The following is a 24,512-nucleotide window of genomic DNA, read 5'->3' on the forward strand; positions in this document are numbered from 1 at the left end:
CAATGGATGTTCAAACACTCACATTTATAATTGTTGGTTTAAGCTTTGCGCTTTATATCGGCATTGCAATTTGGGCCCGTGCGGGTTCAACAAACGAATTTTACGTAGCGGGCGGCGGCGTACCTCCACTAGCTAATGGTATGGCAACTGCAGCTGACTGGATGAGCGCCGCGTCGTTTATTTCAATGGCGGGTATTATTTCGTTCGCAGGGTATGATGGCGGCGTTTACTTAATGGGGTGGACTGGCGGTTACGTATTGCTCGCTATGTGTTTAGCGCCTTACTTACGTAAATTCGGCAAGTTCACAGTACCTGACTTTATTGGCGACCGTTACTACTCGCGCACAGCGCGCTTAGTGGCCATTTTATGTGCCATATTTATTTGTTTTACTTATATTGCAGGGCAAATGCGCGGCGTAGGCGTTGTGTTTTCTCGCTTTTTAGAAGTAGAAATTGAAACCGGTGTTTACATTGGTATGGTGATTGTATTTTTCTATGCGGTTCTTGGCGGCATGAAAGGCATTACCTACACACAAGTAGCGCAGTATTGTGTACTTGTATTTGCATACTTAGTTCCGGCTATTTTTATCTCAATGATGATGACGGGTCACTTCTTTCCACAAACAGGCTTTGGTGCCACTTTAAGTGACGGCTCAGGTATGTATGTACTTGATAAACTTGACGGATTAAGCGCAGAGCTGGGCTTTGCACAATACACCGAAGGCTCTAAAAGCATGATTGATGTATTTGCCATTACAGGTGCATTAATGGTCGGTACTGCAGGTTTACCACATGTAATTGTTCGCTTCTTCACTGTACCGCGTGTAAAAGATACGCGTATTTCAGCAGCATGGACGTTAGTATTTATTGCTATTGTTTATACTACTGCACCAGCAGTTGCTTCGTTTGCACGTGTAAACATGATCGATACAATCAATGGTAAAGACGGCAGCGGCACAGCGTACGCAGAAGCACCAGCGTGGATCAAAAACTGGGAACGTACAGGCCTAATCACTTTTAATGATAAAAATGGTGATGGCAAAATGTTCTACACAGCAGGTAAAATAGAAGATCCAAATAGCGCAAATGAAGTAAAAGTAGACCGCGATATTATGGTATTGGCTAACCCTGAGATAGCTAATTTACCTGCATGGGTTGTTGCACTTGTAGCCGCAGGGGGGATTGCTGCAGCACTGTCGACAACAGCGGGTTTACTACTGGTTATTTCGACATCTGTTTCGCATGATTTACTCAAACGTACTCTGAAACCCGATATTAGTGATAAACAAGAGCTACTGGCCGCTCGATTAGCCGCGATGATTGCCATTGTTATATCTGCTTACTTTGGTATTAATCCGCCTGGCTTTGTAGCGTCGGTGGTGGCATTTGCCTTTGGTTTAGCAGCGGCGAGTTTCTTCCCTGCAATTATCATGGGAATATTCTCTAAAACAATGAACAGAGAAGGCGCTATTGCAGGCATGATTACCGGTATTGGCTTTACTGCAGCGTAAATCATCTTCTTTAAATTTGTGAGCCCAGAGCTTAACAGCCCAGAGAACTGGTTCTTAGGTATTTCGCCTGAAGGTATAGGTTTAGTCGGTATGGTAATTAACTTTGTTGTTGCTGCCGCAGTACTGAAATTTACTCAACCAACACCTGTTGAAATACAAGAAATGGTAGAAGGTATTCGTAACCCTAAAGGGTCGGCAGAAGCGCACGCGCATTAAGCCAACTTATATGTAAAGTACCAAAAGCCCGACCTTAGTCGGGCTTTTTATTTGTATAAATAATGAGTACATTGGTGCTGTGTATACTTTTTAGTGAGTGTAACAATGAGTGTAGAACAACAAGAAGTAGCCCAATATGTTTACCTTCAAGCGCCGTTCAGCATGCTCGATAACAGTGCTTGCGACTACTTTGTAAACCATCTTGATGTTATTTATTTAACGCGAGAAAACCAAGCGCAGTGGCTACAGAGCGAACATCCAAAGCTTTTTTTAATTCGCTCAGGTCTTTACGATCTAGTTGATGCTAAAGGTGATGTAGTAACTCGTTTGGCACAAGGTGATTATTTTGGTTTTCCCTCGCTTTTAACTGGCGAAGCAATTCAAAATAAATTGGCGGTTCAAAAAGAGGGCATAGTGTATATGCTCAACCAAGAACACTTTGATTTTTTACGCCGAGAGTACAAACCGTTTGAGCAATATTTTGTTAGAGCTCACGCCAATAGATTACTATCATCACATTATAAAAGTAAAAACGACAGTTGGTCAGAGCGCAGAATATCTGAACTCATGACCCGCACAGCCATAACGCTTTCACCCGATGCCAGCATTCGACAAAGCGCTAAAAAAATGAAAGAGCACGGTGTGTCGTCTATTATGGTTATTCAACATGCCCATTTAGTTGGCGTGGTAACAGACCGCGATCTGCGAAATAGGGTGCTTGCCGACGAAGTAGACCCGCAAGAAGCGGTTAGCAGCATAATGACCACAAACCCTAAATTTATATTTGAAAATAACCGCGTGTTTTCTGCGTTGCATTTAATGCTCAAATATAATATCCACCATTTGCCAGTGCTTGATGAAAGCCATAACCCGATAGGTATGCTCACCAGTACTGATTTACTGCGCCAACAAAAAAGTGATCCTGTGCAGCTCATTGGCCGCATTTATAAAGCGCATAACGTGACCGACTTAAAACGTTACGCCAAAGAAGTGCCCGATTTACTAAAGAGCTTCTCTCATAATATTGACGATATTTCACTTATTGGTAAATTACTAAGCGGGTTAACCGATGCATTAACATCGCGCTTGATCAGACTATTTCAAGAAGATCACGGCGCAGCCCCAACCAGTTTTAGTTTTATATGCTTTGGCTCACAAGCGCGCGAAGAGCAAACATTGCATTCAGATCAAGATAACGGCCTACTGCTCCCCAACGATTTAACTCAAGAGCAGCATACTTACTTTAAAAAAATGGGAGAGTTTGTTTGCGAACAACTCGTTGAATGCGGCATTAGGCGATGCCCTGGTAACATAATGGCAAGCAGTGACTTATGCCGCATGAGCGTGAACGATTGGTCTGAACGCTTTTTTAAATGGATAAAAAGCCCAACCCCCGAAGCCATGCTTAATTGTAAAATATTTTTTGATTTACGCTTTATAGAAGGTTCAAATTCGTTATATACCGCATTTTGTGAACAATTAGTGCGCATATCGCGAAACGATTTATTTTATGCAGCCATGGCTACCGACATAAATAATAACAGCGTACCCATAGGTTTATTTAACAAGTTTAAAACGCAAAAAGATGACAACAACCACAAATACATAGATTTGAAAAAACGCGGTGTGGTGATCATTAACGACATAGTGCGCTTATACGCATTAAAAGCGGGAATTAAACGGGCTAACACACAAGAGCGCCTAGAAGCATTATTAAAGTATAACCTCATCAACAAAGACGATATTTACAACTTAAAAGACTGTTGGCGGTTTTTAACTCAGCTGCGCTTAAGCACACAAATTAATGAAGAGGGGTTACCAAGCAACTGTATTAACCCTAATAAATTAAATTCACTAGAGCGCCATCAGTTAAAAGAAGCGTTTTATTTAGTAAAACAAGCGCAGCAAGGCGCCGCGTTTAAATTTGCACGGGGCAGTTTGTGAGGCTCTCATGGTAAAAATGTTACTTACGCGGTATATAAAGCGCCGTCAATTACTAGCAAAAAATGCATTCTCGCAGCGCTATTTGGTGATTGATTTAGAGCTCACTGGGCTTGACTCAAAACAGCACGAAATAGTGTCGGTTGCATGGGTTGTAATTGATAACCAATGTATAAAAATGAGCGATTCGCAGCATTTTATTAATAAAGACGTAAAAAGCCTTGAACAAAGCCCGGTTTTTCATGGTATTAGTACTGACTCGGTGGCACAAGGGCAAAGCCTACAGAGTATTTTAATGTCTTTAAGCGCTCACTTTAGTGACTGCATTTTAGTATTTCATAATGCTATGCTTGACTGGGGCTTTTTAAAGTTAGCACTAAAAAATGCAGGGGTCACCCAGCGGCCTAAGCTGATCATCGATACCCTACAAATAGAAAAAAAGCGCTTACTGCAACACACAAGCGATATAAAATTAGATGATTTAACCTTAAATGAATGCCGTAATCGCTACGATTTACCAAGCTATCATTGCCATCATGCGCTTACCGATGCACAAGCCACTGCTGAGCTGTTATTGGCCCAATGCCACCAAATAGGCGCCGGTAAAGAGTTAACGTTAAGAGCACTAGTTTAACAAAGCTATTTCACTTACGTATAATTTTGTTAAACTCAATTTTTTTAAAAGGATTTATTATGGTAATTGAAGCCGCCAGTAAGTATTACAACCAGTTAAACAATGACCTCAAAGCAGTCAAAAAGTACATTCACAATAATTTTGGTGTGTTTCTTACTATTCTTTACTTACTGGGTAGTTTATCAGGTGTTGTGTATCTTTACGTTTTACTTAATAACTTTTCGGTTGATGTATTCAACTTTATTGAAATAAGTGACTTTTTACTGGCACTGATTTCAAATCCTTTACTTATTACTATTTATACTACGCTCATCGTTATAACAGCTATTTATTTTAATTGGCGCTCAGGACACATGCCAGATCCTAGTAAAACAACCGTGTTAAAAAAACTTTATTATGGCTTTGGTTACCCGTACTATTTATTAAAACCTAGTTACTCAGTAATGTTATTTTTAGCACTTATAATATCTACATACCCTACTATGTTGGCGTATTTACACAGTAAAGACATAGTAAATGAAAGAACAATGAGTTATCACTTATCATTAAATTATCCAATTGCTCAGAGTAAAGTAACTCAACTTCAAAATGTTCAAATAGTAGCCTCAACAATGGGGAATTTATTTGTTTATGATAATAAACAAGATAAGTTACTTATTATTTCACAAGAAAATATTTCAGCATTGATACCTAACGAAAATAAAGAAAAAACGGTTAGCTCAGAGTCAAAATAATAGCCTCTACATCACCCAAAAATTAGCTGATTTAATGGGGATACTCAGGCACGTAAGCATAAAATATTTAGCTGAAATATTATTAAATGTTACTTATAGGTGTAGGCATATAAGTCATAATTTCACTTTTACAAGGAACGAATATGAAACTTATCATCGCTATTTTTATTGCCTTATTTCCACTTGTTACGTTTGCAAATTCAAGTTTGCCGCCGAATAGACATATTGCTGTCCAGGGGAAGGGTGAGGTATTAGCTAAACCAGATCTAGCCAAAATTTCATTTGAGGTGGTTAGTATGAAAAAAGAATCACTTGATGCAAAACGTGATGTGGATGCTAGGGTTAATTTATTTTTAAACGGTTTAGATAAATATGGGGTCGCAGAGTCGGCAGTATCAGCCTCAAATTTATTAACTACTGCTGATATGCAATATTTAGAAAGTGGTGAAGAAAAACGGGTAGGTTACATTGCTTCGCGTTCACTCAAAGTTACTATTGATGATATTAACAAGATGAATGAAATTGTTGATTTTGCATTGAGTGTAAAAATAAATGAAGTAACTAATATAGAGTTACTGTCTTCAAAAGCCAAAGAGTTGGAAGCTCAGGCTACGCAGAATGCAGTAGAAAATGCGAAAGTTAAAGGTAAAGTACTAGCGAGTTCATTTGGTGCATCTCTTGGAAATATTTATAGTATTAATTCTAATAACAATCGCTCAAATTATGGCTATCATTCAATGTATGTTGAGCGCATTGATGTGACTGGTTCGAGAATGAGTAAGTCTCCCTTTGCAGCTGGGCGTTATTTAGAAATTTCTATAACATTTAAATCATCTATAAACGTGGTGTTTGATTTAGAGATAAAATAACAATTAGGGTATGAGGCATTAGAGAAATGGAATTAAATTATTTTTATATTGGGTTTGGTGTCATTGTATTACTGAATCTCATTGTTAGCGTTCTTTTGATAAAGCGCGATGATTTAGAGGTTTTTCAAAAAGTAGTGCAAGTCATATTAGTCTGGTTAATTCCGTTGTTTGCTGCGGTTGGTTTGTGGTTGTTTTATCGCTCACAGGATAAGCCCAAAAGCATACCTAAAAGCTTTGGTGGAGGAACTTCCTCTGGTACGAACACACACAATGGAAGCGGGTTATAAGCAAATTTTAACGTGTATACTTTAATGCTATGTGGGGATTTTCAACGTTAATTTAAAGTTTCTAATCGTCCCCTCTTATAATCAGGCGCAAGGTCGATTACAATACAACCATCTAAAAGGCACATAGCCTTTATCTGCACGCTAAAAGAGTGGATTTTATATTTCATGGCAATCAAACTTGCAATTAATGGTTTTGGTCGTATTGGTCGAAATATTGTCCGCGCGTTGTACGAGTCAGGTTTGAGCGACGAAATTAAAATTGTTGCCATTAACGAACTGGCTGACCCTGAAGCTATTGCTCATTTATTAAAATACGACACGTCCCACGGTCGTTTTTCTTTTCCTGTAAAACTTGGTGAAGACACCATTAGTGTTGCAGGCGATACTATTGCACTTTTTTGTGAAGAAAACCCAGTAGAATTACCTTGGCAAACCCTTGATGTAGATGTGGTACTTGAATGTACTGGTGTTTATCATTCGCGTGAGCATGCACAGTTACACATTACAGCGGGCGCCAAAAAGGTGTTGTTTTCACATCCGGCTGATAACGACGTAGATGCCACAATTGTTTATGGCATAAACGACGATGAGCTTAAAAGCGAGCATACTATTGTATCTAACGGCTCGTGTACCACAAACTGTGTAGTGCCAGTAATAAAAGTATTAGACGATGCCTTTGGTATTGAGTCGGGTGCTATTACCACTATTCATGCATCGATGAACGATCAACAAGTGATTGACGCGTACCATCATGATTTACGCCGTACCCGCGCTGCGAGTCAGTCTATTATTCCGGTAGATACAAAACTTGCCCGCGGTATAGACCGCATATTACCTAAATTTGAAGGTCGCTTTGAGGCCATAGCTGTTCGCGTTCCAACAATTAATGTAACGGCTATGGATTTAAGTGTAACGGTTAATGCCGATGTAGATTTAAAGGCCGTTAATAATGCACTTAAAGCTCAAGCAAAAGATAGACTCGAAGGTATTTTAAGCTACACCGAAGAGCCGCTTGTATCAGTTGATTTTAATCACGATCCACATTCTTGTATTATTGATGGCACACAGACACGAGTTAGTCACAAACGGCTGATAAAGTTACTTGTTTGGTGTGATAATGAGTGGGGATTTGCAAATCGTATGCTCGATACAGCGCGTGCGATGGTTGCAGTAACTCAGTAACTTTTTATATTACTATAATAATTTAAACGTATTTTTCAGGTTCAGTATCGTTAACTAAGGAGATATTCATGTCGGTCATAAAAATGGCAGATTTAGATTTAAACGGCAAACGCGTATTAATTCGTGAAGATTTAAATGTACCAGTTAAAGCAGGTAAAGTGACGTCAGATGCGCGTATTCGTGCTGCACTACCTACTATTAAATTAGCCCTTGAGAAAGGCGCTAAAGTAATGGTTATGTCACACCTTGGCCGTCCTACGGAAGGGGAATACAACGAAGAATATTCGCTCGCCCCTGTAGCTGATTACCTAAACGATGCGCTAGCGCAAACAGTACGTCTTGAAAAAGACTACTTAAATGGCGTAGATGTAGCTGATAACGAAGTGGTTGTATTTGAAAACGTGCGCTTTAATAAAGGCGAGAAGAAAAACGACGAAGCGTTATCAAAACAACTTGCAGCATTATGTGACGTATACGTAATGGATGCCTTTGGTACAGCTCACCGCGCACAAGCGTCTACTCATGGTGTTGGTTTATTTGCTGATGTTGCCTGTGCAGGCCCATTACTATCGGCTGAACTTGAAGCATTAGGAAAAGCACTTGATAATCCAGCTCGCCCATTAGTGGCTATTGTGGGTGGTTCAAAAGTTTCGACTAAACTAACTGTACTAGATTCACTGTCTAAAATTGTTGACCAGCTAGTAACTGGCGGCGGTATTGCTAATACGTTTATTGCAGCTGCAGGCAATCCGGTAGGTAAATCACTTTTTGAAGCTGATTTAATGGATGAAGCAAATCGTTTATGTGCAGCAGCGAAGGCAAACGATGGTGAAATTCCAGTTCCTACGGATGTAGTGGTAGGTAATGAGTTTTCAGAGTCAGCAGTTGCTACGCTTAAAGATGTAAGCGAAGTGACTAGCGACGATATGATTTTTGATATTGGCCCAGATACCGCCAGCCAACTTGCTAAAATTATTGCAAATGCAGGCACGGTAGTATGGAATGGTCCTGTAGGTGTATTTGAGTTTGATCAGTTTGGCAACGGCACACGTGCTATTGCTCAAGCAATTGCTAATTCAAACGCATTTTCAATTGCGGGTGGCGGTGATACTTTAGCCGCAATTGATAAATACGGCATAGCCGATAAAGTTTCTTACATTTCTACCGGTGGTGGTGCGTTCTTAGAGTTTTTAGAAGGCAAAAAACTTCCAGCAGTAGAAATGCTAGAGTCGCGCGCTAAATAAATTTATTTAGCCGTGTAAGGTGAGGGGAAACCCTCGCCGACAATTAGTTATTAAATACCTCTCACCCTAATTTAATAACTGATTTTGACGTAATTTTACTGCTGAGCAGTGATTTTTCGTGGTGTTATTTAAACGCCAAACTAACATATCCGTTCAAACTAGATGGCAGTGAAATGCTATCGATAAATTGGAGAATACCCAATGGCTTTAATCAGTATGCGACAACTTTTAGATCATGCAGCTGAGCATGGTTACGGCGTCCCCGCTTTTAACGTGAATAACCAAGAGCAAATGCGCGCAATAATGGAAGCGGCTGACAAAACAAACAGCCCAGTAATCGTTCAAGGATCAGCGGGCGCACGTGCTTACGCCGGTGCACCATTTATTCGCCATATGATTTTAGCAGCCGTTGAAGAGTGGCCACATATCCCTGTCGTAATGCATCAAGATCACGGCACCTCACCGGGTGTTTGTCAGCGTTCAATCCAACTTGGTTTTTCATCAGTAATGATGGATGGCTCGTTAATGAGCGATGGTAAAACGCCTTCAAGCTATGAATACAACGTTGAAGTTACTCGCGAAACCGTTGCTATGGCACATGCCTGTGGCGTATCGGTTGAGGGCGAGTTAGGTGTATTAGGTTCACTTGAAACGGGTGAAGCGGGCGAAGAAGATGGTGTAGGCGCAGAAGGTAAATTAACAACTGATCAAATGCTAACTGATCCTGAAGAGGCCGCTGACTTTGTAAATAAAACCCATGTTGATGCGCTTGCGATTGCATGTGGTACATCTCACGGGGCTTACAAATTTACGCGCCCACCAACAGATGATATTTTAGCAATTGATCGCATTAAAGCCATTCACGCACGTATTCCTAACACGCATTTAGTAATGCATGGATCGTCGTCGGTACCACAAGAATGGTTAGAGATCATAAACCAGTACGGTGGCGAAATTCCTGAAACCTACGGTGTACCAGTTGAGCAAATTGTTGAAGGTATTAAGCATGGTGTTCGTAAAGTAAATATTGATACCGATTTACGTTTAGCGTCTACCGGTGCTATTCGTCGTCATATGGCGCTTAACCCATCTAACTTTGATCCACGTAAATACCTAGCAGAAGCTACAAAAGCGATGACAGAGATTTGTGTTGCGCGTTACAACTCGTTTGGAACGGCAGGACAGGCTGGTAAAATTAAACCAATTTCTCTTGATGACATGCACCTTAAGTACTTAAGCGGCGAGTTAGCACCACAGGTTAAATAATCGATCGATTAAACAGATCAATGTGTAAAGGCCAGTAATATTATTACTGGCTTTTTTATTGCCTGCCAATAGCAGATCATGCAATTACCAACGGTATTAATTGGGATCACTCATTTACTAACACAGGTTGTTTTGGATCATTGCTTTACTAAGTAAACGTAATTTTTAGCTTTATTTAGCATTAAAAATAATCTGATCTTTTTTTATTTGTACAAACAATCAACAGCTTAACTTTTTGAGTAGGTAGAGTATTGATCTCAACATTGATCGCCTTAGTAAAAATCTGATCTTTAAAGTGAAGCTTAGTAAAATCCAGATCTATTAAAAGCTAAGTAAATACAAACAAAGTCAGACTTAGTAAAGCAATGATCTGAGTATTCGATCATATTTAAAGTTTAGTTTTTGTAAGTACTAAAAATGTCTTTATTCAATTTTTAAAATATATAAATTTGTGACAGGAGTGAGATTTTTATTATTAATTTGGCTTTTTTTTACCCCGATTTTAATTTACACGTTACACTTTCATAAAAATGTAATACTTAGTCATAATAATGAAAACTTATTCGATAGCTTAAGAGATAAATTGGAATGTCACGTAAAGTACTAGTCGTAGACGACGAAGCGCCTATCAGAGAGATGCTTGTTTTTGTATTAGAGCAAAATGGATTTCAGGCAATTGAAGCTGAAGATTATGATTCTGCTATTGCTGCAATGGTTGAGCCTTACCCTGATATGGTATTGCTTGATTGGATGTTGCCTGGCGGAAGCGGTATTCAAATTGCTAAAAAGTTTAAGCAAAACGAACACACGCGCCAAATACCTATTATTATGCTTACAGCTCGCGGTGAAGAAGAAGACAAAGTACGCGGCTTAGAAGTAGGCGCTGACGACTACGTAACTAAACCGTTTTCGCCAAAAGAATTAATGGCGCGTATTAAAGCGGTTATTCGTCGCGTGTCGCCAACCTCTTTAGAAGAAGCAATTGAAGTGCATGGCTTACGCTTAGATCCTATTTCTCATCGTGTTACTTCTGAAGGAAATGAGCTTGATATGGGCCCTACAGAGTTTAGGCTCCTTCACTTTTTCATGACTCACCCTGAACGGGTTTACAGCCGTGAACAATTGTTAGATCATGTGTGGGGAACCAATGTGTATGTGGAAGACCGTACTGTTGATGTTCATATTCGCCGTTTACGCAAAGCAATTGGCCCGTTAGGACACGATCGTTTGGTTCAGACCGTGCGTGGTGCAGGGTACCGTTTTTCAAGTAAACTATAACCTACTTAAACACCAGCTTAGTTTTATACGTGTATAACTACTCTAAGGTAAAGTGAGTGTATGTATCGAGTTGTTAATAAGCAGGCGTTAATAAAACGTCTGTTTATCTATTTTTTACCCTTACTATTAATTGGTGTGCTAGTTGGCGCACCTTTTTTGCTTTTATTTTTAGGCTCTTTTTCACTTCTTGTTTGGCATTATCATCAATTATACCGTTTAAGCGATTGGCTTTTAAATCAGCGCAGTTTTAACCCCCCTGAAGGCGAAGGTGCATGGGAGCAAGTGTTTGAAGGCATTTACCACCTACAACACCGTAACCGAAAAAAACGAAATGAATTGGCCGATTTAATTAGGCGATTTCGTGATGGGGCCGAAGCGGTACCCGATGCTGTTATTGTGCTTCAAACCGATTTAAGCATTGTGTGGTGCAATCAGCTAGCGCTTAAGGTACTAGGGCTGCAGTGGCCTACCGATCATGGGCAGCGCTTAGATAACTTAATACGCGAACCTAAGTTTGCAAAATATATGCACAAAGGTAATTTTGACGAAGCACTAGAACTTGATAATGGCCATGCTATTGAACAAGTGCTTGAGTTTAGGGTAATGCCCTATGCAACTACGCAGTTAATGGTTGTGGTGCGTGACGTAACCCGTTTAAAGCAGCTTGAACAAATGCGTAAAGATTTTGTTGCCAATGTATCGCATGAGCTGCGTACGCCGCTTACGGTGGTTACAGGCTACCTTGAAATGATGGACAGCGACAACTTACCGCCTCCTGCAATGTGGAATAAAGCACAATCTACCATGCTTGAGCAGTGTAAACGTATGGACAGTTTGGTCAGCCAGTTATTATCCCTTTCCCGAATAGAAGGTTCGCGCCGACAAGATAACGATAAAGCGATTAATGTACCTCAGTTACTTGGTTATATTCAAACAGAAGCCCAGTCTATTAATCAAGACAAAGGCCACGAATTACTCTTTGATATAGATAACACACTCGACATAAAAGGCTCTGAAGATGAGCTGCGTAGTGCGTTTTCTAATTTAGTCTTTAACGCTATTTATTACACTAAACCTGGCGGAAAAATACAGGTTAGCTGGCTTCGTAAAAATAATACCGCTTGTTTTACTGTTGTTGATAACGGTGATGGCATTGCTGCAGAACATATTAATCGGCTGACTGAGCGGTTTTATCGTGTGGATAAAGCACGAAGCAGAACCACAGGAGGGTCTGGTTTAGGCTTGGCAATTACAAAACATGTGTTAACACGCCACGATAGTAAATTAAATATCACCAGTGAAGTTGGAAAGGGGTCTTGTTTTTCTTTTTGTTTTTCAATAGATAAGATCGTTGAACCCCAAAATAAACAACAAGTTTTGGTAAAGTCATAAAAGTGTCATTTAAGAGTCATATCATTGTCATGTACTCACTTTAGAGTGGGCAGCAGTTAGAAAATGGGACGAACAAATCGGAGAACCCACATGAAATTTAAAAATTTAGTTGCCGCAATGGGTGTGGCTGTTACAACTTTCGTATCTGCTCAAGCAGTGGCTTTAGATCAAGACATTCCTGAGTATCAAAAAATCAGCGGCGTATCAGGCAACTTTTCATCAGTAGGTTCTGACACTTTAGCTAACATGATGACGTTTTGGGCTGAAGAGTACAAACGTATTTACCCAAATGTAAACATTCAAATTCAAGCGGCAGGTTCTTCTACAGCGCCTCCAGCATTAACCGAAGGTACTGCTAACCTAGGTCCAATGAGTCGCGCAATGAAATCAAAAGAAATCGAAGCGTTTGAAAAACGTTACGGTTACAAGCCAACAGCAGTTCGCGTGGCTATTGATGCACTTGCTGTTTATGTACACAAAGATAACCCAATTGAAGGTCTTCGTATTGACCAAGTTGACGCTATTTTCTCATCAACTCGTAAGTGTGGTGCGTCAGAGCAAGTTAACCGTTGGAGCGATGTTGGCCTTGAAGGTAGCTGGGCAGCACGCGACATTCAATTATACGGACGTAACTCTGTATCAGGTACTTACGGTTACTTTAAGAAAAAAGCACTGTGTAAAGGTGACTTCCGTAATAACGTAAATGAACAGCCGGGTTCTGCATCTGTAGTACAATCAATTTCGTCTTCACTGAACGCAATTGGCTACTCAGGTATTGGTTACAAAACGTCAGGCGTACGTACTGTTCCATTATCTAAAAAAGGCACTAACTTTGTAGATGCAACACTTGATAACGTTGCGCAAGGTAAATACCCACTTTCTCGCTTTTTATACGTGTACGTTAACAAGCACCCAAATAAAGCATTGTCTCCGATGGAAGCTGAATTCTTAAAAATGATTCTTTCAAAAGACGGCCAACAAATTGTAGAAAAAGATGGTTATGTTCCTCTTTCTGCAAAGCTAGTTGAAGTAGAGCTTAAAAAGCTAGGTTTAAAATAATAAACCTAAGCAATAAAAAACCGCTCATTGAGCGGTTTTTTTGTGCTTAAAATTAAACATTTTAGGGAATTAAATACCACCTAACTTTTCAGCACGTGCTTTACATTGGTTGTATGTTTCTACACATTTAGCAGAACACACCTGTTGCTTAAGCCCTTCAGCTGTTGTTTGTTGCTCGCAGGTGCTTTCGCAACGAAAGTTTTGTTGAGCACATTGGTTCATCTCGGCATTTTCAACATGGTTTTGACAACCGGCTAAAACAGCTAAAGTGAGCGCAACTACGCTTGTTTTTATTAATATATGCATTTTTAATCCTTAAAGTAAGCTCAATAAATTAAATGTCGACCTGCATGTTGTCAATTAATCTCACAGAGCCTAAAAAGGCGGCGGCTAAAATAACAAAATGGTTATCATCGAGTGTAGCAGTTTTTAAGGTATCTCGTTGAGCTATCTCAAAATAGTCTGGCTTTAAGCCTGCTTGCTCTAGGCTTTGTTTAGCATGTGCTTTAAGCGAAGTGAAATCTTTATTACCTTGCTTAAGCTGCTCGGCACACTGGCCTAGCGCTTTAAATAAAGCAGTTGCTGTTGTTTTTTGCTCTGCTGATAGGTAGCCATTACGTGAGCTCATAGCAAGCCCTGATACTTCACGCATGGTGGGTACACCAATAATTTCAACAGGCATAGATAGGTCGCGAGCCATCGTTTTAATCACTTGCAGTTGCTGAAAGTCTTTTTCACCAAAGCAAGCGTAGTCAGGTTGCACTAGGTTAAATAGCTTAGTCACAACAGTTGCAACGCCTTTAAAGTGCCCAGGGCGCGAACCACCACAGTAACCAAGCGACACGCCTGGTACGTCAACAAAACTTTGCTCACCAAGCCCATTTGGATAAATTGTGCTTACACTTGGTGTAAATACAATATCAGTACCTAATTCTGCAAGGCCTTGTTTGTCCTCTGATAATGTACGTGGGTAGTTATCTAAATCTTCGTTAGCGCCAAATTGCATTGGGTTTACAAAAATACTAACAACCACTTTATCAGCTAAAGTTTTTGCTTTTTCAACGAGTGAAAAGTGTCCTCGGTGTAAATTGCCCATTGTTGGTACAAACGCCACACTCAAGCCCGCTTGTCGCCATGCTTTAATTTGACTACGTAATGATTTAATTTCAGTAATTGACTGCATTATTTAAACTCATGTTCAGCACTTGGAAAAGTGCCACTTTTTACATCGGTACAATATTTTTGAACGGCCGCTGGCATGTTGCCAGTTTCTAGTAAAAAGTTTTTTGAAAATTTTGGAATATAACCTGCCGAAATACCCACTAGGTCGTGCATTACTAGTATTTGACCGTCGGTCACATTACCAGCACCAATGCCAATGGTTGGAATACTAAGCGCATCAGTAATACGTTTTGCCAATGCACTCGGGATACACTCAAGTACTAATAATTGTGCGCCAGCGGCTTCCAGTGCTTTTGCATCATTAATCATTTTTTGTGCTTTGTCTTCTTCGCGGCCTTGGATTTTAAAGCCGCCAAATACGTGCACAGATTGAGGGGTAAGGCCTAAGTGCCCACACACAGGAATACCTTGTTGAGTAAGCGCTTTAATACTGTCGTAAAGCCATTCGCCACCTTCAAGTTTAACCATGTTTGCACCAGCGCGCATAAGTTCTGCGGCATTTTTACAGGTGTCGTTAACGCTTGAATATGTCATAAATGGCATGTCAGCAATAACAAATAATTCACGGCTTCCTGCACGCACACAGCGCGTATGGTAAGCAATATCTTGGTTGGTTACGCCAAGCGTATCATCACCGCCTTGCAGCACCATACCTAATGAATCACCGACTAAAATAACGTTAACGCCATTATCATGAAATAACTTTGCAAAGCTTGCATCGTAAGCAGTTAATGCTGTGATTTTGTTATTTTCTGCTTTCATTTTATTTAAAGTAGAAACGGTTATTTTAGACATAATATTCCTCGCAGGCATAAGCCTTGGTTAATTACAGAGGTAATTGTTGTAAGTCGTTGAGCGGTAAATTAGTTGCAATGGTTTTTAGTGCAATGCCGCTGGGTAAAATAAGTTCTGGCGCAAGTTCAAGCAACGGGTACACCACAAACTCGCGTTCGTTCAAGCCATAATGGGGCACAGTTAAGCGTGCAGTATTAATAATTTTATTACCAAACAAAAGGGTATCTATGTCTAGCGTTCGAGGACCCCAACGTTCGGCTTTTCTAACACGGCCGTGCTCTAGTTCAATTTTTTGTGTTAAATCAAGTAGCTGTTCTGGTTCAAGATGGGTATTAATACATGCAACTGCGTTAATGTAGTCGGGTTGGTCTTGCGGTCCCATAGGTTTACTTGCGTAATAGTGAGACACGCTTACAAACTCGCTATGCGGCAGTTTTTTAAGTGCCGCAATCGCGTTATCAAGCTGTTGTTTAGGCGAGTTTAAGTTAGCACCTAACCCTAAATAAACACGGTTCATGTTATTACTCAGCTGGCTTTCTTGGTGCGCGGCGACGAGAGCGTTTACGCGGCTTTGGACCACCTTGATGACCTAAGTTTTTAACCATGTCTTTTTGACCGTTAATATCTTGGCTAAGGTATTGAGTCCACCACTGTGCAAGTTCTTTATGCTCAGTTTCACCCGCATCAACGCGCAATAATAAAAAGTCGTAAGCGGCTTTAAAGCGCGGTTGTTGCGTTAACCTGTACGCACGTTGGCCTGCACGTTTATCTAAACGGTGCTGAATATGCCAAATATCGCGCGCACCCAACGTAAAGCGTTTTGGAACTGCAATATGTTGTGCGCTTTCGCTAAGTACTTTATTCATTGCTTGTGCAAAGGCATCGTACTCGCTAAGTTGTTCTTCGGCCTGAAGCTTTTTGGTTATTGCTAAAAGTGGGAACCATAATAGCGCGGCAAAAATAAATGCAGGCGTTACTTTTTTATCAGCATTTATGCGTTTATCGGTATTTTGAAACATTTGCTGAACAAAGGCTTGTTCTAAACCATTTGGGTTGGCTTCTAAAATTTTATCTAGCGCAGGAAATAATGCACGGAAAAGCCCGTATTGGCGAAGCATTAAAAAGTTAGCTTCAGCTTTACCGTTTAAAAACAGTTTAAGTACTTCTTCAAACAAACGCGCCGGTGGAATGTTATCAAGTAAGCTGGCAAGCTCGCTGATCGGCTTTTCGCTATTAGGCGCAATGCTCATATCAAGCTTTGTTGCAAATCGTACTGCGCGTAACATACGCACGGGATCTTCACGGTAGCGTGTTTCAGGATCGCCAATAAGCTCAATTTGTTTTGCTTTAATAGCGGCTAAACCATTGGCGTAATCATGAATGCTAAAATCGTTAATTGAGTAATACAGCGCGTTAATTGAAAAATCACGGCGCTCGGCATCTTCTTCAATGCTACCAAATACGTTGTCACGTAATAATTGCCCTTCAGTACTTGATTGGCTTATTTGGTTTTTAGACTCAGGCGCTTCGTGATGACCGCGCATGGTTGCCACTTCAATAATTTCACGGCCAAATACAATGTGCGCTAAACGAAAACGGCGACCAATTAATCTACAGTTTCTAAAAAGCTTTTTAACTTGGTCGGGCGTTGCGTTAGTGACTACATCAAAGTCTTTAGGTTGTTGACCTAACAATATATCGCGAATACAACCACCAACGAGGTAGGCATCAAAGCCACCGTCCTTTAATCGGTATAAAACTTTGATTGCATTTGGGCTAAATTGTTTACGAGAAATACCATGCTCACCGCGCGTGATTACTAATGGTTCGCTGCTTACAGAGGCAGAGGCATTTTCAGCACTCGTATTTGGGCCGATTATCTGTCGGCAAAATTGAAAAAGCTTGGAAATAATAATCCGTCTCCTAGAAGGTGTTGATTGGCCTGTCATCGCAATCAAAAATAACCGCAAATAGTGGTGTTAAACCCCAATACTCACCGTCTTACTCAAATAGCACATATTTAGGCGGCTATCATATACCAGCAGGGTTTAAAAATTAAGTTGATGTGTTGAAATTAAGCTGTTTTTAACGATTTTATTTACACAGTTTAGTAAATTGCTTGGCTTAACTTGTTTGCTTCTGAGAAATTTGTATTTCAGCGACTCGCGGCACTTGTTTTAACTCAAAGGTATTTATGCCCCATTCAATGAGTTGCTCAGTAGTTAAATCCATTAAATTGGCATGAGTTGGCAAGCCTAAAAATTCAAAGGCACTTATCAATGCGGGTTTTGGTTCTGCTTTACTAATTGCAGGAGCGTAGTTTTGTTTAGATAGTTTAAAACCGGGCTTGGCAACGGCTAAAGGTAAGTGAGCAAACTCAGGAATAGGGTGATTAAGTTGTTTAAATAAACTGATTTGCCGTGCTGTTGGCTCAATTAAATCGGCGCCTCTAACAATCCTATTTATCCCTTGATCAATATCGTCTACAACAACCACTAATTGGTAGGCGAATAAGCCATCACTGCGCTTTATTATATAATCTTCGTGTGCCAGCTCGCTACTAACACTAATATCACCTTGAATCAGATCGTTAAAGTGTGTGGTTGCATGGCATTGTGTTAATCGTAGTGCGCCTGTATCGGTTGGGTGGCCAAGGTTTTTACACTGGCCTTGGTAAATTCCACCCAAAGCTTTTATTTGTTTTCGGCTACAGTGACAAGCATAAACACATTGTTGATTTTCAAGGGAGCTGACTACGTCTTGGTATAAATCGAGCCGCTTAGTTTGATAAACAACTGATTCATCCCAGTGGAGGCAATAGGCTTGTAAGGTATTTAGAATATCGGTGTCGGCATTTTTCACCACTCGAGTGGTGTCTATATCCTCGATACGGACGAGCCAAGATCCTTTATTTACTTTTGCATCAAGGTAACTGCCCACAGCCGCAACAAGTGAGCCAAAATGAAGTGGCCCAGAAGGAGACGGTGCAAAACGACCGCGATAGTTGCGCATAGGCGCAGTAACGGCTGCAGGTGGCATGCTAATTAATAAGGTTAATTAGCCGCGTCCAGCTTGTTTTTCTTTAATTTCTGCAAGTGTTTTACAGTCTACGCATAAATCGGCAGTTGGTCGCGCTTCTAGGCGGCGAATACCAATTTCGATGCCACAAGACTCACAAAAGCCAAAATCATCTTCTTTAATTAAAATAATTGTTTTTTCAATTTTTTTAATTAATTTACGTTCGCGGTCACGAGTTCGAAGTTCTAAAGAAAACTCTTCTTCTTGTGCAGCGCGGTCAACTGGGTCAGGAAAGTTAGCAGCTTCGTCTTGCATATGCGATTTTGTACGATCAACTTCGTTGCGTAAATCGTTACGCCAAGTTTCTAAAATCGTTTTGAAATGAGCACGTTGTGCTTCATTCATATACTCTTCGCCTGGTTTTTCTTGGTATGGTTCTAAACCGGCTTGAGCCAATAAACCATGTTTCTTTTGGTCTGGCATAACTCTCTCCTAAATCCTTAATTTAATGCCTCAGCATTAGCCGGCGGTATAAATAACAGAAACTTATACCCTAGGCAAATTTATTTTTAATTATTCGAATTAGCTTCAACCATGCTTTGCGAGTAAAAAGTGCGTTAAATGAGGGTGCTTATTTAACTAACTTACTGGTTTGTAAAACTTGCCTTTATATGGGGGCAAAACTTTAAAAAACAAGTTTAACTCTGGAATTGATTTTTATTGCTTCAATCTTTTCATCGCGTTGTTTGTTCTAATTACAATTACTGAGCTTAATGGTTGGGTTATACATTAAGCTACAAATGCTATTTTTTTATGAAGAACGACTTCGTTTGCGCAAATAAGTGCTTTATAAGCGATAACTTCAACACCGCCATCGATGGCTTGTTGTAAAAGCGCTGCGTATTTTTCATCAATATGCGCCGCCGCGCTAACAATATTAATACCCTCATGCAAAACAGCGAACAGTAGTACGGCGCGATGGCCTAATTCGACCACTTCAATAAGCTCGCGAAGGTGCTTTTGTCCACGCAGTGTTTGTGCATCCGGAAAATAACCTTGGCCGCTGTGTGGATCATCTTGGCTTATTAAAGTGACCGATTTAACTTCAACGTAGCAGCTTGGTTTGTTTGGGGTTGTGAGTAAAAAGTCGATTCGGCTATTTTCACTGCCGTATTTAACTTCACTTTGAAGTTGCTCATAGCCTGTTAATTCATCAATCACTTTATGATTAATCGCTTCTTCTACTACTTTATTGGCTACCGCTGTATTAACACATATTAATTGCCCTAAATTGTTTTTGGTCAGCTCTAATGAATGTGGATATTTTCGTTTTGCGTTATTGCTGGTTGAATAAAAAGCAGTAAAACCTGGTTCGGCGCAGCCGGTCATTTTTCCGGTGTTGGCACAATGGGCGGTAAACTCAGCGCCATTGTTTAGTTTTAAATCAGCTAAAAAGCGCTTGTAGCGTTTTAATAGTGTGGCTGATCGCAGTGCAGGTGTGTACTTCATGGTTGTGTCCAATGCGGTTAAATAGCGTGATAGGGGTTATTTATCTCAAGCTGTTGGGAACTTAGGCGCACTATAGTAAACTCAACAGCACATTTAAGTGCAAGGATATTCTAACATGAGTGAAAAATTTGTTGTTCAACTAAGCGAACACGCAGCACCGAGTCATTGGGGCGAAAGCGCAACGTTGTCTTTTAACGAGCGTGGCGCAACCGTTCATTTATCTGAGCAAGAAACATTAAAAAATGTTCAAAAAGCAGCGCGTACAATTGCTAATCAAGGTGTTAAGCATGTTGAGCTTGCGGGCGACACGTGGTGCACAGAAAGCCAATGGGCTTTTTACCAAGGCTTTGTAACACCAAAATTGTTAAACGGTGTTGAATTTGTTGATAACGCACAATCAGATCTTAAAGAACTTGCGCATTTAAAAAGCTCAGCAACATGGGCGCGTGAAATGGTTAATGGCACCGCAGACGATATATACCCTGAAAGCCTTGCTGAAAAAGCAGCTGAGTTTATTCAATCGCTTGCGCCAGAGCACGTAAGCTACCAAATAATTAAAGGCGATGCGTTATTAGAGCAGCAATGGATTGGTATTCATGCTGTTGGTCGCGGAAGTGTTCGCCCTCCGGTATTGTTAGAGCTTGATTACAACCCAACAGGCGACGATAACGCACCCGTTAGTGCAGCCCTTGTGGGTAAAGGTATTACGTTTGATTCGGGCGGTTATTCAATTAAATCGAGCGAAGGCATGCTAGGGATGAAGTGCGATATGGGCGGTGCTGCAACAGTAACGGCTGGTTTAGCACTTGCTATTAATCGTGGTATTGAAAAACGCATTAAATTATTCTTATGTTGTGCTGAGAACTTAATTTCTGGCCACGCTTACAAATTAGGCGACATTCTTACTTACAAAAATGGCACAACCGTTGAAATTGTAAATACTGATGCAGAAGGGCGTTTAGTGCTTGCCGATGGCTTAATGGCTGCGGGTGAAACAGGCGCGCCTTTAATTATTGACGCTGCAACATTAACGGGGGCAGCGTTGGTTGCTGTTGGTCAAGAATACAATGCGTTGTTTGCACTAGATAAAGAGCTAGCGCGTGAGGTTGAAGGCTTTGCATCTCAAGAAATGGAAGCAGCTTGGCCATTACCACTTGAAAAGTGGCACCAACAAAACTGCCCATCACCTTATGCTGATACGGCTAACAGCCGAGCGCAAAAAGGGGGCGGCTATGGTGGTGCGTCAAATGCTGCAGGCTTTTTATCACGCTTTGTGCCAAACGATGGCAAAGGTTGGGTACACATTGATTTAGCTGCTGCATTTAACATGGGTAGCACGAACCAATGGGCTGCAGGCGCAACAACACAAGGTATGCGCACGGTTGCTCGTACGTTGCTAGAAAAAGCATAATATTAACTAAGTTAGGCTTTTTATATTAAAATTAGGCACCGTTTGGTGCCTTTTTTGATCTACAAGCAAGCAATTTTATTTAATTTACGGTAAAATCCATCGCCAATACCTGTTTGAGTGGCTAAGTTGGTTTTACTCTAAACTACGCTCAAATATAATATCCACCACTGGGGTTTCTAACTATGTCAGATAAGTGCTATATCACAGCTCAACAGTTACTTGAAGATTCATTCCGCGTAGCGGCACAAGTATACAAAGACGGCTTTCGTCCTGATTTTATTATAGGTATTTGGCGAGGTGGTGCACCAATTGGTATTGCTGTGCAAGAATATTACGATTACAAAGGTATTGAAACTGACCACATTGCAGTGCGCACATCGTCTTATTATGGTATTGGCCAGCAATCAAAAGAAATTAAAGTACACGGCTTACATTACATTGTAGAAAACGCTAATGCGGGTGATTCTCTGCTTATTGTTGATGATGTATTTGACTCAGGGCGCAGTATTGTTGCACTAAAAGAAAAGCTTTCAGAACTAATGCGCTTAAATTTACCGCGCGATATTCGAATTGCTTGCCCATACTACAAACCAAAAAATTCAAAAGTAGATACCGTGCCTGATTACTACATTCATGAGTCTGAAGAATGGTTAGTATTCCCGCATGAATTGTCGGGTTTAACACCAGATGAAATTATTGAAGGTAAATCTGACTTAGTGAAAATTCACGATATTTTGTTAGAAGACTAATACAACGAGTGCATCGATTGCATATTTAGCCTTACGAACGTGTTATTTGTTTTTAGGGCAATAAAAAAAGGCCTTAATTGGCCTTTTTTTGTGTGCCTAGAGTTGTGCAAAGCTATCTACATATTCACTAAGCATTGGAATATCGACCGCTTGTAAACCATTAGTGCTTCTTTGCACTAGGCCTTTTTCTACTAACTCTGTTACAACACGCCTGTAAGCTCGCTCAGTGGTTGCAAAACGTTCAGCCTCTGCGTTTACCGTTGGGTAGGCTCTAAGTAGTGTAGGGTTGCTATTCTCGGCTCTAAGCAGGCAATCTTTAGCTATATTGTAGCTAAGTGGCAGTAATAACTTATCTAAATTGATTTTTTGATTTTCTTGAAACTTAGCCGCAATAGTTTGTGCTGTGTATAAACTTAGCTCTGGTTTTTCGAGCAATAATGCACGCCAATGCCTTAACTCAATCAGGTTGTAAGTCACATCACTAAAACACGTTACCGTATAAATACACGGATTGTTGTTAAGTGCTTCTATTTCACCTATCAGGGTATTATTACAATCCAGTTGTCCTAGCAGCAGGCGTCGTCCGTTTCCTACGTCATAACTAAATGACACAGTGCCGCTGCGCACAAGCACAAGCTTGCTTAAAGGCTGATCTTGATGGATCAGCACTTCTTTTTTTGATTGTTGATAACTACTACCTGCAAAGGTTAATAGCTGTTCAACAAGATAACTAGAAAAATGGTATTGAAACATCAATATGCTCTTCGGACATTTGTCCTATTTATTATGTTTTAATGACGGTAGCATTAACACATTAAGAATTTACGCTAACTTGCTACTAATACTTTTAGCTTTGCTATGGGTATTATTTTACCTTCATTTCCCGTGTAATGATTTAAGAATTTGTTGGTTTTTTTGCCGGCAAACTTTTTCAGGTTTTTAAGCAAGTTAGCTTTTTATTTACGTATGTCACTTCGCTTAATTATTAATATAAGAGAGCTACTCTCTTACTAGCCAATTATTTTTCAAAATCTAAATAACGCTCATAATTAAGCAAAGCGCTATTACTTTGCAATACTTACAACTGTAATAAGTTAGCATTAGTGTAATGCTAACCCAAAGGTTAGGAGAGAACAATTGAGTTGGGAATATTTAGGCTATATTGCGTCAGCTTTATTGGTTGCATCACTCACTATGACCGATGTAGTAAAGCTTCGTTGGTACAACATGTTAGGATGTATTGTGTTTACGGCTTACGGTGTAGCCATTGGTGCTGTTCCCGTTGTTTTTACCAACGCGTTACTGGCATTGGTTAACTTGTATCACATTATAAAATTATACCGTCAGCCAAAAGCTGTTCAGCCAGAGGCACAGCAGCCAAAAAGCTAAATGACATGGTTTGTAATAAAAAGGGTTAACTTGCGTTAACCCTTTTTTGTTTTTATTGAATGGCGTCTAACATTATTCCATCTGTTTTGCGTGTCGGATATAAAGATTCAACAATAAAGCTAGGTATAAACCCTTTAGCAGAAGAGACTACAACCTTAGATTTTGCACCTATGATGCGAGCATTAACAATCACGCCTCTGTTCGTATATGTAAGGGTTCCAGATAGTGTATATTCAATATGCGGGTAGCCTTTAATTTCTTGCCCATTACGACTAAATGAAAAATCACCCATAGGTGTAACATGAACGGCACCAGTATGTTTATAGTCTACAACTGATAGCCCAAACTCTTGCAACTCAGAAATAAAACTTTCAGCTAAGTGATTGCCAAAAATATTTGTGGTTTGCAAGTTGTCGTCAAGGTTAACAAAAGATGTAATTGCTATAGGCGTACTACTATTAATGTAGTTCATGTTTTCAATTAGCTTCATGGCTAATTGCTCAGTGTAATTACTTAATAACTTACTGCTGTTAACTGGCCGATAGTTATTCTCAGGGAATTGCCAATTGCTTACTCTTGGGTAATTGTTTTCTTCGTATTTAACATATGATTTGTGGTGATGCTTGTTATTGTGTGGCGCATGGCCGTTATAAATAGGGTGGGTAGAACAAGCTGATAGTGAAAGAGTAAATAGTGCCGATAAACTCAAAGTTACTTTTTTTGATAACATGCTTTCATCCTGAAACATAATAAGAAATTATAAGTACTTATGATTATCGACACGCTTTTTAATTACTTTAGTGATATTTATTAATTTATTTATCTATTTAAAACTAATGCTTTATT

At 40.1% G+C, this 24,512-nt stretch carries 24 protein-coding genes and 1 pseudogene; 15 read left to right on the forward strand and 10 right to left on the reverse strand.

The window, feature by feature from the left end; genetic code table 11:
* Positions 1 to 2: 2 nt before the first annotated feature.
* From PMAN_RS01940 to PMAN_RS01995, 12 genes and pseudogenes are all read left to right on the forward strand, one after another.
* Positions 3 to 1,727: pseudogene (locus PMAN_RS01940) on the forward strand (sodium:solute symporter family protein).
* Between the two features lie 105 nt (positions 1,728 to 1,832).
* Complete coding sequence (locus tag PMAN_RS01945; RefSeq protein WP_010555762.1) at positions 1,833 to 3,671, forward strand: DUF294 nucleotidyltransferase-like domain-containing protein; 1,839 nt, start codon at positions 1,833 to 1,835, stop codon at positions 3,669 to 3,671.
* A 7-nt stretch (positions 3,672 to 3,678) separates the two neighbouring features.
* Positions 3,679 to 4,302, forward strand: coding sequence for a 3'-5' exonuclease (locus PMAN_RS01950; RefSeq protein ID WP_010555763.1), 624 nt, complete (start codon positions 3,679 to 3,681; stop codon positions 4,300 to 4,302).
* Between the two features lie 59 nt (positions 4,303 to 4,361).
* Positions 4,362 to 5,036, forward strand: a complete 675-nt coding sequence (locus PMAN_RS01955) for a hypothetical protein (protein WP_010555764.1) — start codon at positions 4,362 to 4,364, stop codon at positions 5,034 to 5,036.
* A gap of 143 nt (positions 5,037 to 5,179) precedes the next feature.
* Entirely contained in the window at positions 5,180 to 5,905 is a 726-nt protein-coding gene (locus PMAN_RS01960) for an SIMPL domain-containing protein (protein WP_010555765.1), read from the forward strand.
* Between the two features lie 26 nt (positions 5,906 to 5,931).
* Positions 5,932 to 6,192 carry a hypothetical protein gene (locus tag PMAN_RS01965; protein ID WP_010555766.1) on the forward strand — a complete coding sequence of 87 codons (261 nt, stop codon included), beginning with the start codon at positions 5,932 to 5,934 and terminating at the stop codon, positions 6,190 to 6,192.
* Between the two features lie 165 nt (positions 6,193 to 6,357).
* Positions 6,358 to 7,374: an erythrose-4-phosphate dehydrogenase gene (gene epd / locus PMAN_RS01970; RefSeq protein ID WP_006791866.1), complete on the forward strand. Its 1,017-nt coding sequence runs from the start codon at positions 6,358 to 6,360 to the stop codon at positions 7,372 to 7,374.
* Between the two features lie 68 nt (positions 7,375 to 7,442).
* Positions 7,443 to 8,618 carry a phosphoglycerate kinase gene (locus PMAN_RS01975; protein WP_006791867.1) on the forward strand — a complete coding sequence of 392 codons (1,176 nt, stop codon included), beginning with the start codon at positions 7,443 to 7,445 and terminating at the stop codon, positions 8,616 to 8,618.
* A gap of 201 nt (positions 8,619 to 8,819) precedes the next feature.
* Complete coding sequence (gene fba / locus PMAN_RS01980; protein ID WP_010555767.1) at positions 8,820 to 9,884, forward strand: class II fructose-bisphosphate aldolase; 1,065 nt, start codon at positions 8,820 to 8,822, stop codon at positions 9,882 to 9,884.
* A gap of 588 nt (positions 9,885 to 10,472) precedes the next feature.
* Positions 10,473 to 11,162: a phosphate regulon transcriptional regulator PhoB gene (gene phoB, locus PMAN_RS01985; RefSeq protein WP_006791869.1), complete on the forward strand. Its 690-nt coding sequence runs from the start codon at positions 10,473 to 10,475 to the stop codon at positions 11,160 to 11,162.
* Between the two features lie 60 nt (positions 11,163 to 11,222).
* Positions 11,223 to 12,554, forward strand: a complete 1,332-nt coding sequence (gene phoR / locus PMAN_RS01990; RefSeq protein WP_010555768.1) for a phosphate regulon sensor histidine kinase PhoR — start codon at positions 11,223 to 11,225, stop codon at positions 12,552 to 12,554.
* Positions 12,555 to 12,644: 90 nt separating this feature from the next.
* The gene (locus PMAN_RS01995; protein WP_006791871.1) at positions 12,645 to 13,613 is read left to right on the forward strand and encodes a PstS family phosphate ABC transporter substrate-binding protein; all 969 of its coding nucleotides are present in this window, start codon (positions 12,645 to 12,647) and stop codon (positions 13,611 to 13,613) included.
* Between the two features lie 69 nt (positions 13,614 to 13,682).
* On the opposite strand, the gene PMAN_RS02000 is transcribed toward PMAN_RS01995, so the two are convergent.
* From PMAN_RS02000 to sfsA, 8 genes are all read right to left on the reverse strand, one after another.
* The gene (locus tag PMAN_RS02000; protein ID WP_006791872.1) at positions 13,683 to 13,919 is read right to left on the reverse strand and encodes a hypothetical protein; all 237 of its coding nucleotides are present in this window, start codon (positions 13,917 to 13,919) and stop codon (positions 13,683 to 13,685) included.
* Positions 13,920 to 13,947: 28 nt separating this feature from the next.
* On the reverse strand, positions 13,948 to 14,796 hold the full coding sequence (panC, locus tag PMAN_RS02005) for a pantoate--beta-alanine ligase (protein ID WP_010555769.1): 849 nt from the start codon (positions 14,794 to 14,796) through the stop codon (positions 13,948 to 13,950).
* Positions 14,796 to 15,590, reverse strand: coding sequence for a 3-methyl-2-oxobutanoate hydroxymethyltransferase (panB, locus tag PMAN_RS02010; RefSeq protein ID WP_010555770.1), 795 nt, complete (start codon positions 15,588 to 15,590; stop codon positions 14,796 to 14,798). Before panB ends, panC begins: the two co-directional genes overlap by 1 nt.
* Before the next feature lie 31 nt (positions 15,591 to 15,621).
* Entirely contained in the window at positions 15,622 to 16,107 is a 486-nt protein-coding gene (folK, locus tag PMAN_RS02015; protein ID WP_010555771.1) for a 2-amino-4-hydroxy-6-hydroxymethyldihydropteridine diphosphokinase, read from the reverse strand.
* A 4-nt stretch (positions 16,108 to 16,111) separates the two neighbouring features.
* A complete protein-coding gene (pcnB, locus tag PMAN_RS02020) occupies positions 16,112 to 17,539 on the reverse strand; it encodes a polynucleotide adenylyltransferase PcnB (RefSeq protein WP_010555772.1) in 1,428 nt (475 codons plus the stop codon).
* A gap of 175 nt (positions 17,540 to 17,714) precedes the next feature.
* Positions 17,715 to 18,629 (reverse strand): tRNA glutamyl-Q(34) synthetase GluQRS, encoded by a 915-nt coding sequence (gene gluQRS, locus PMAN_RS02025; protein ID WP_010555773.1) that lies wholly within the window; start codon positions 18,627 to 18,629, stop codon positions 17,715 to 17,717.
* Positions 18,630 to 18,647: 18 nt separating this feature from the next.
* The gene (gene dksA, locus PMAN_RS02030; RefSeq protein ID WP_006791878.1) at positions 18,648 to 19,091 is read right to left on the reverse strand and encodes an RNA polymerase-binding protein DksA; all 444 of its coding nucleotides are present in this window, start codon (positions 19,089 to 19,091) and stop codon (positions 18,648 to 18,650) included.
* Positions 19,092 to 19,397: 306 nt separating this feature from the next.
* A complete protein-coding gene (gene sfsA, locus PMAN_RS02035) occupies positions 19,398 to 20,117 on the reverse strand; it encodes a DNA/RNA nuclease SfsA (RefSeq protein WP_010555774.1) in 720 nt (239 codons plus the stop codon).
* A 115-nt stretch (positions 20,118 to 20,232) separates the two neighbouring features.
* Between sfsA and pepB the strand changes: the two genes are divergently transcribed.
* On the forward strand, positions 20,233 to 21,528 hold the full coding sequence (gene pepB, locus PMAN_RS02040) for an aminopeptidase PepB (protein WP_010555775.1): 1,296 nt from the start codon (positions 20,233 to 20,235) through the stop codon (positions 21,526 to 21,528).
* Positions 21,529 to 21,710: 182 nt separating this feature from the next.
* Positions 21,711 to 22,277, forward strand: a complete 567-nt coding sequence (locus tag PMAN_RS02045; RefSeq protein WP_006791881.1) for a phosphoribosyltransferase — start codon at positions 21,711 to 21,713, stop codon at positions 22,275 to 22,277.
* Positions 22,278 to 22,373: 96 nt separating this feature from the next.
* Here the strand turns inward: PMAN_RS02045 and PMAN_RS02050 are convergent, their stop codons facing one another.
* Entirely contained in the window at positions 22,374 to 23,030 is a 657-nt protein-coding gene (locus PMAN_RS02050; protein ID WP_010555776.1) for a Crp/Fnr family transcriptional regulator, read from the reverse strand.
* 384 nt (positions 23,031 to 23,414) lie between these two features.
* On the opposite strand from PMAN_RS02050, the gene PMAN_RS02055 reads away from it, so the two are divergent.
* On the forward strand, positions 23,415 to 23,666 hold the full coding sequence (locus PMAN_RS02055) for a YgjV family protein (RefSeq protein WP_008130966.1): 252 nt from the start codon (positions 23,415 to 23,417) through the stop codon (positions 23,664 to 23,666).
* A gap of 52 nt (positions 23,667 to 23,718) precedes the next feature.
* Here PMAN_RS02055 and PMAN_RS02060 read toward each other — a convergent pair whose 3' ends face one another.
* Positions 23,719 to 24,396 carry a FlgO family outer membrane protein gene (locus tag PMAN_RS02060; protein WP_010555777.1) on the reverse strand — a complete coding sequence of 226 codons (678 nt, stop codon included), beginning with the start codon at positions 24,394 to 24,396 and terminating at the stop codon, positions 23,719 to 23,721.
* Positions 24,397 to 24,512 lie beyond the last annotated feature (116 nt).

Source organism: Pseudoalteromonas marina (assembly GCF_000238335.3).
Classification (GTDB): Bacteria; Pseudomonadota; Gammaproteobacteria; order Enterobacterales; family Alteromonadaceae; genus Pseudoalteromonas; species Pseudoalteromonas marina.

Bases quoted from the DNA above. Each gene is read 5' to 3' on its own strand.
- PMAN_RS01965 (WP_010555766.1), top strand. From the start codon at position 5,932: ATGGAATTAAATTATTTTTATATTGGGTTTGGTGTCATTGTATTACTG.
- panC (WP_010555769.1), bottom strand. From the start codon at position 14,796: ATGCAGTCAATTACTGAAATTAAATCATTACGTAGTCAAATTAAAGCA.
- PMAN_RS01995 (WP_006791871.1), top strand. From the start codon at position 12,645: ATGAAATTTAAAAATTTAGTTGCCGCAATGGGTGTGGCTGTTACAACT.
- gluQRS (WP_010555773.1), bottom strand. From the start codon at position 18,629: ATGCCACCTGCAGCCGTTACTGCGCCTATGCGCAACTATCGCGGTCGT.
- PMAN_RS02000 (WP_006791872.1), bottom strand. From the start codon at position 13,919: ATGCATATATTAATAAAAACAAGCGTAGTTGCGCTCACTTTAGCTGTT.
- sfsA (WP_010555774.1), bottom strand. From the start codon at position 20,117: ATGAAGTACACACCTGCACTGCGATCAGCCACACTATTAAAACGCTAC.
- phoR (WP_010555768.1), top strand. From the start codon at position 11,223: ATGTATCGAGTTGTTAATAAGCAGGCGTTAATAAAACGTCTGTTTATC.
- PMAN_RS01960 (WP_010555765.1), top strand. From the start codon at position 5,180: ATGAAACTTATCATCGCTATTTTTATTGCCTTATTTCCACTTGTTACG.
- fba (WP_010555767.1), top strand. From the start codon at position 8,820: ATGGCTTTAATCAGTATGCGACAACTTTTAGATCATGCAGCTGAGCAT.
- phoB (WP_006791869.1), top strand. From the start codon at position 10,473: ATGTCACGTAAAGTACTAGTCGTAGACGACGAAGCGCCTATCAGAGAG.
- PMAN_RS01950 (WP_010555763.1), top strand. From the start codon at position 3,679: ATGGTAAAAATGTTACTTACGCGGTATATAAAGCGCCGTCAATTACTA.
- PMAN_RS02050 (WP_010555776.1), bottom strand. From the start codon at position 23,030: ATGTTTCAATACCATTTTTCTAGTTATCTTGTTGAACAGCTATTAACC.
- PMAN_RS02045 (WP_006791881.1), top strand. From the start codon at position 21,711: ATGTCAGATAAGTGCTATATCACAGCTCAACAGTTACTTGAAGATTCA.
- panB (WP_010555770.1), bottom strand. From the start codon at position 15,590: ATGTCTAAAATAACCGTTTCTACTTTAAATAAAATGAAAGCAGAAAAT.
- epd (WP_006791866.1), top strand. From the start codon at position 6,358: ATGGCAATCAAACTTGCAATTAATGGTTTTGGTCGTATTGGTCGAAAT.
- folK (WP_010555771.1), bottom strand. From the start codon at position 16,107: ATGAACCGTGTTTATTTAGGGTTAGGTGCTAACTTAAACTCGCCTAAA.
- PMAN_RS01955 (WP_010555764.1), top strand. From the start codon at position 4,362: ATGGTAATTGAAGCCGCCAGTAAGTATTACAACCAGTTAAACAATGAC.
- PMAN_RS02060 (WP_010555777.1), bottom strand. From the start codon at position 24,396: ATGTTATCAAAAAAAGTAACTTTGAGTTTATCGGCACTATTTACTCTT.
- pepB (WP_010555775.1), top strand. From the start codon at position 20,233: ATGAGTGAAAAATTTGTTGTTCAACTAAGCGAACACGCAGCACCGAGT.
- PMAN_RS01975 (WP_006791867.1), top strand. From the start codon at position 7,443: ATGTCGGTCATAAAAATGGCAGATTTAGATTTAAACGGCAAACGCGTA.
- pcnB (WP_010555772.1), bottom strand. From the start codon at position 17,539: ATGACAGGCCAATCAACACCTTCTAGGAGACGGATTATTATTTCCAAG.
- dksA (WP_006791878.1), bottom strand. From the start codon at position 19,091: ATGCCAGACCAAAAGAAACATGGTTTATTGGCTCAAGCCGGTTTAGAA.
- PMAN_RS01945 (WP_010555762.1), top strand. From the start codon at position 1,833: ATGAGTGTAGAACAACAAGAAGTAGCCCAATATGTTTACCTTCAAGCG.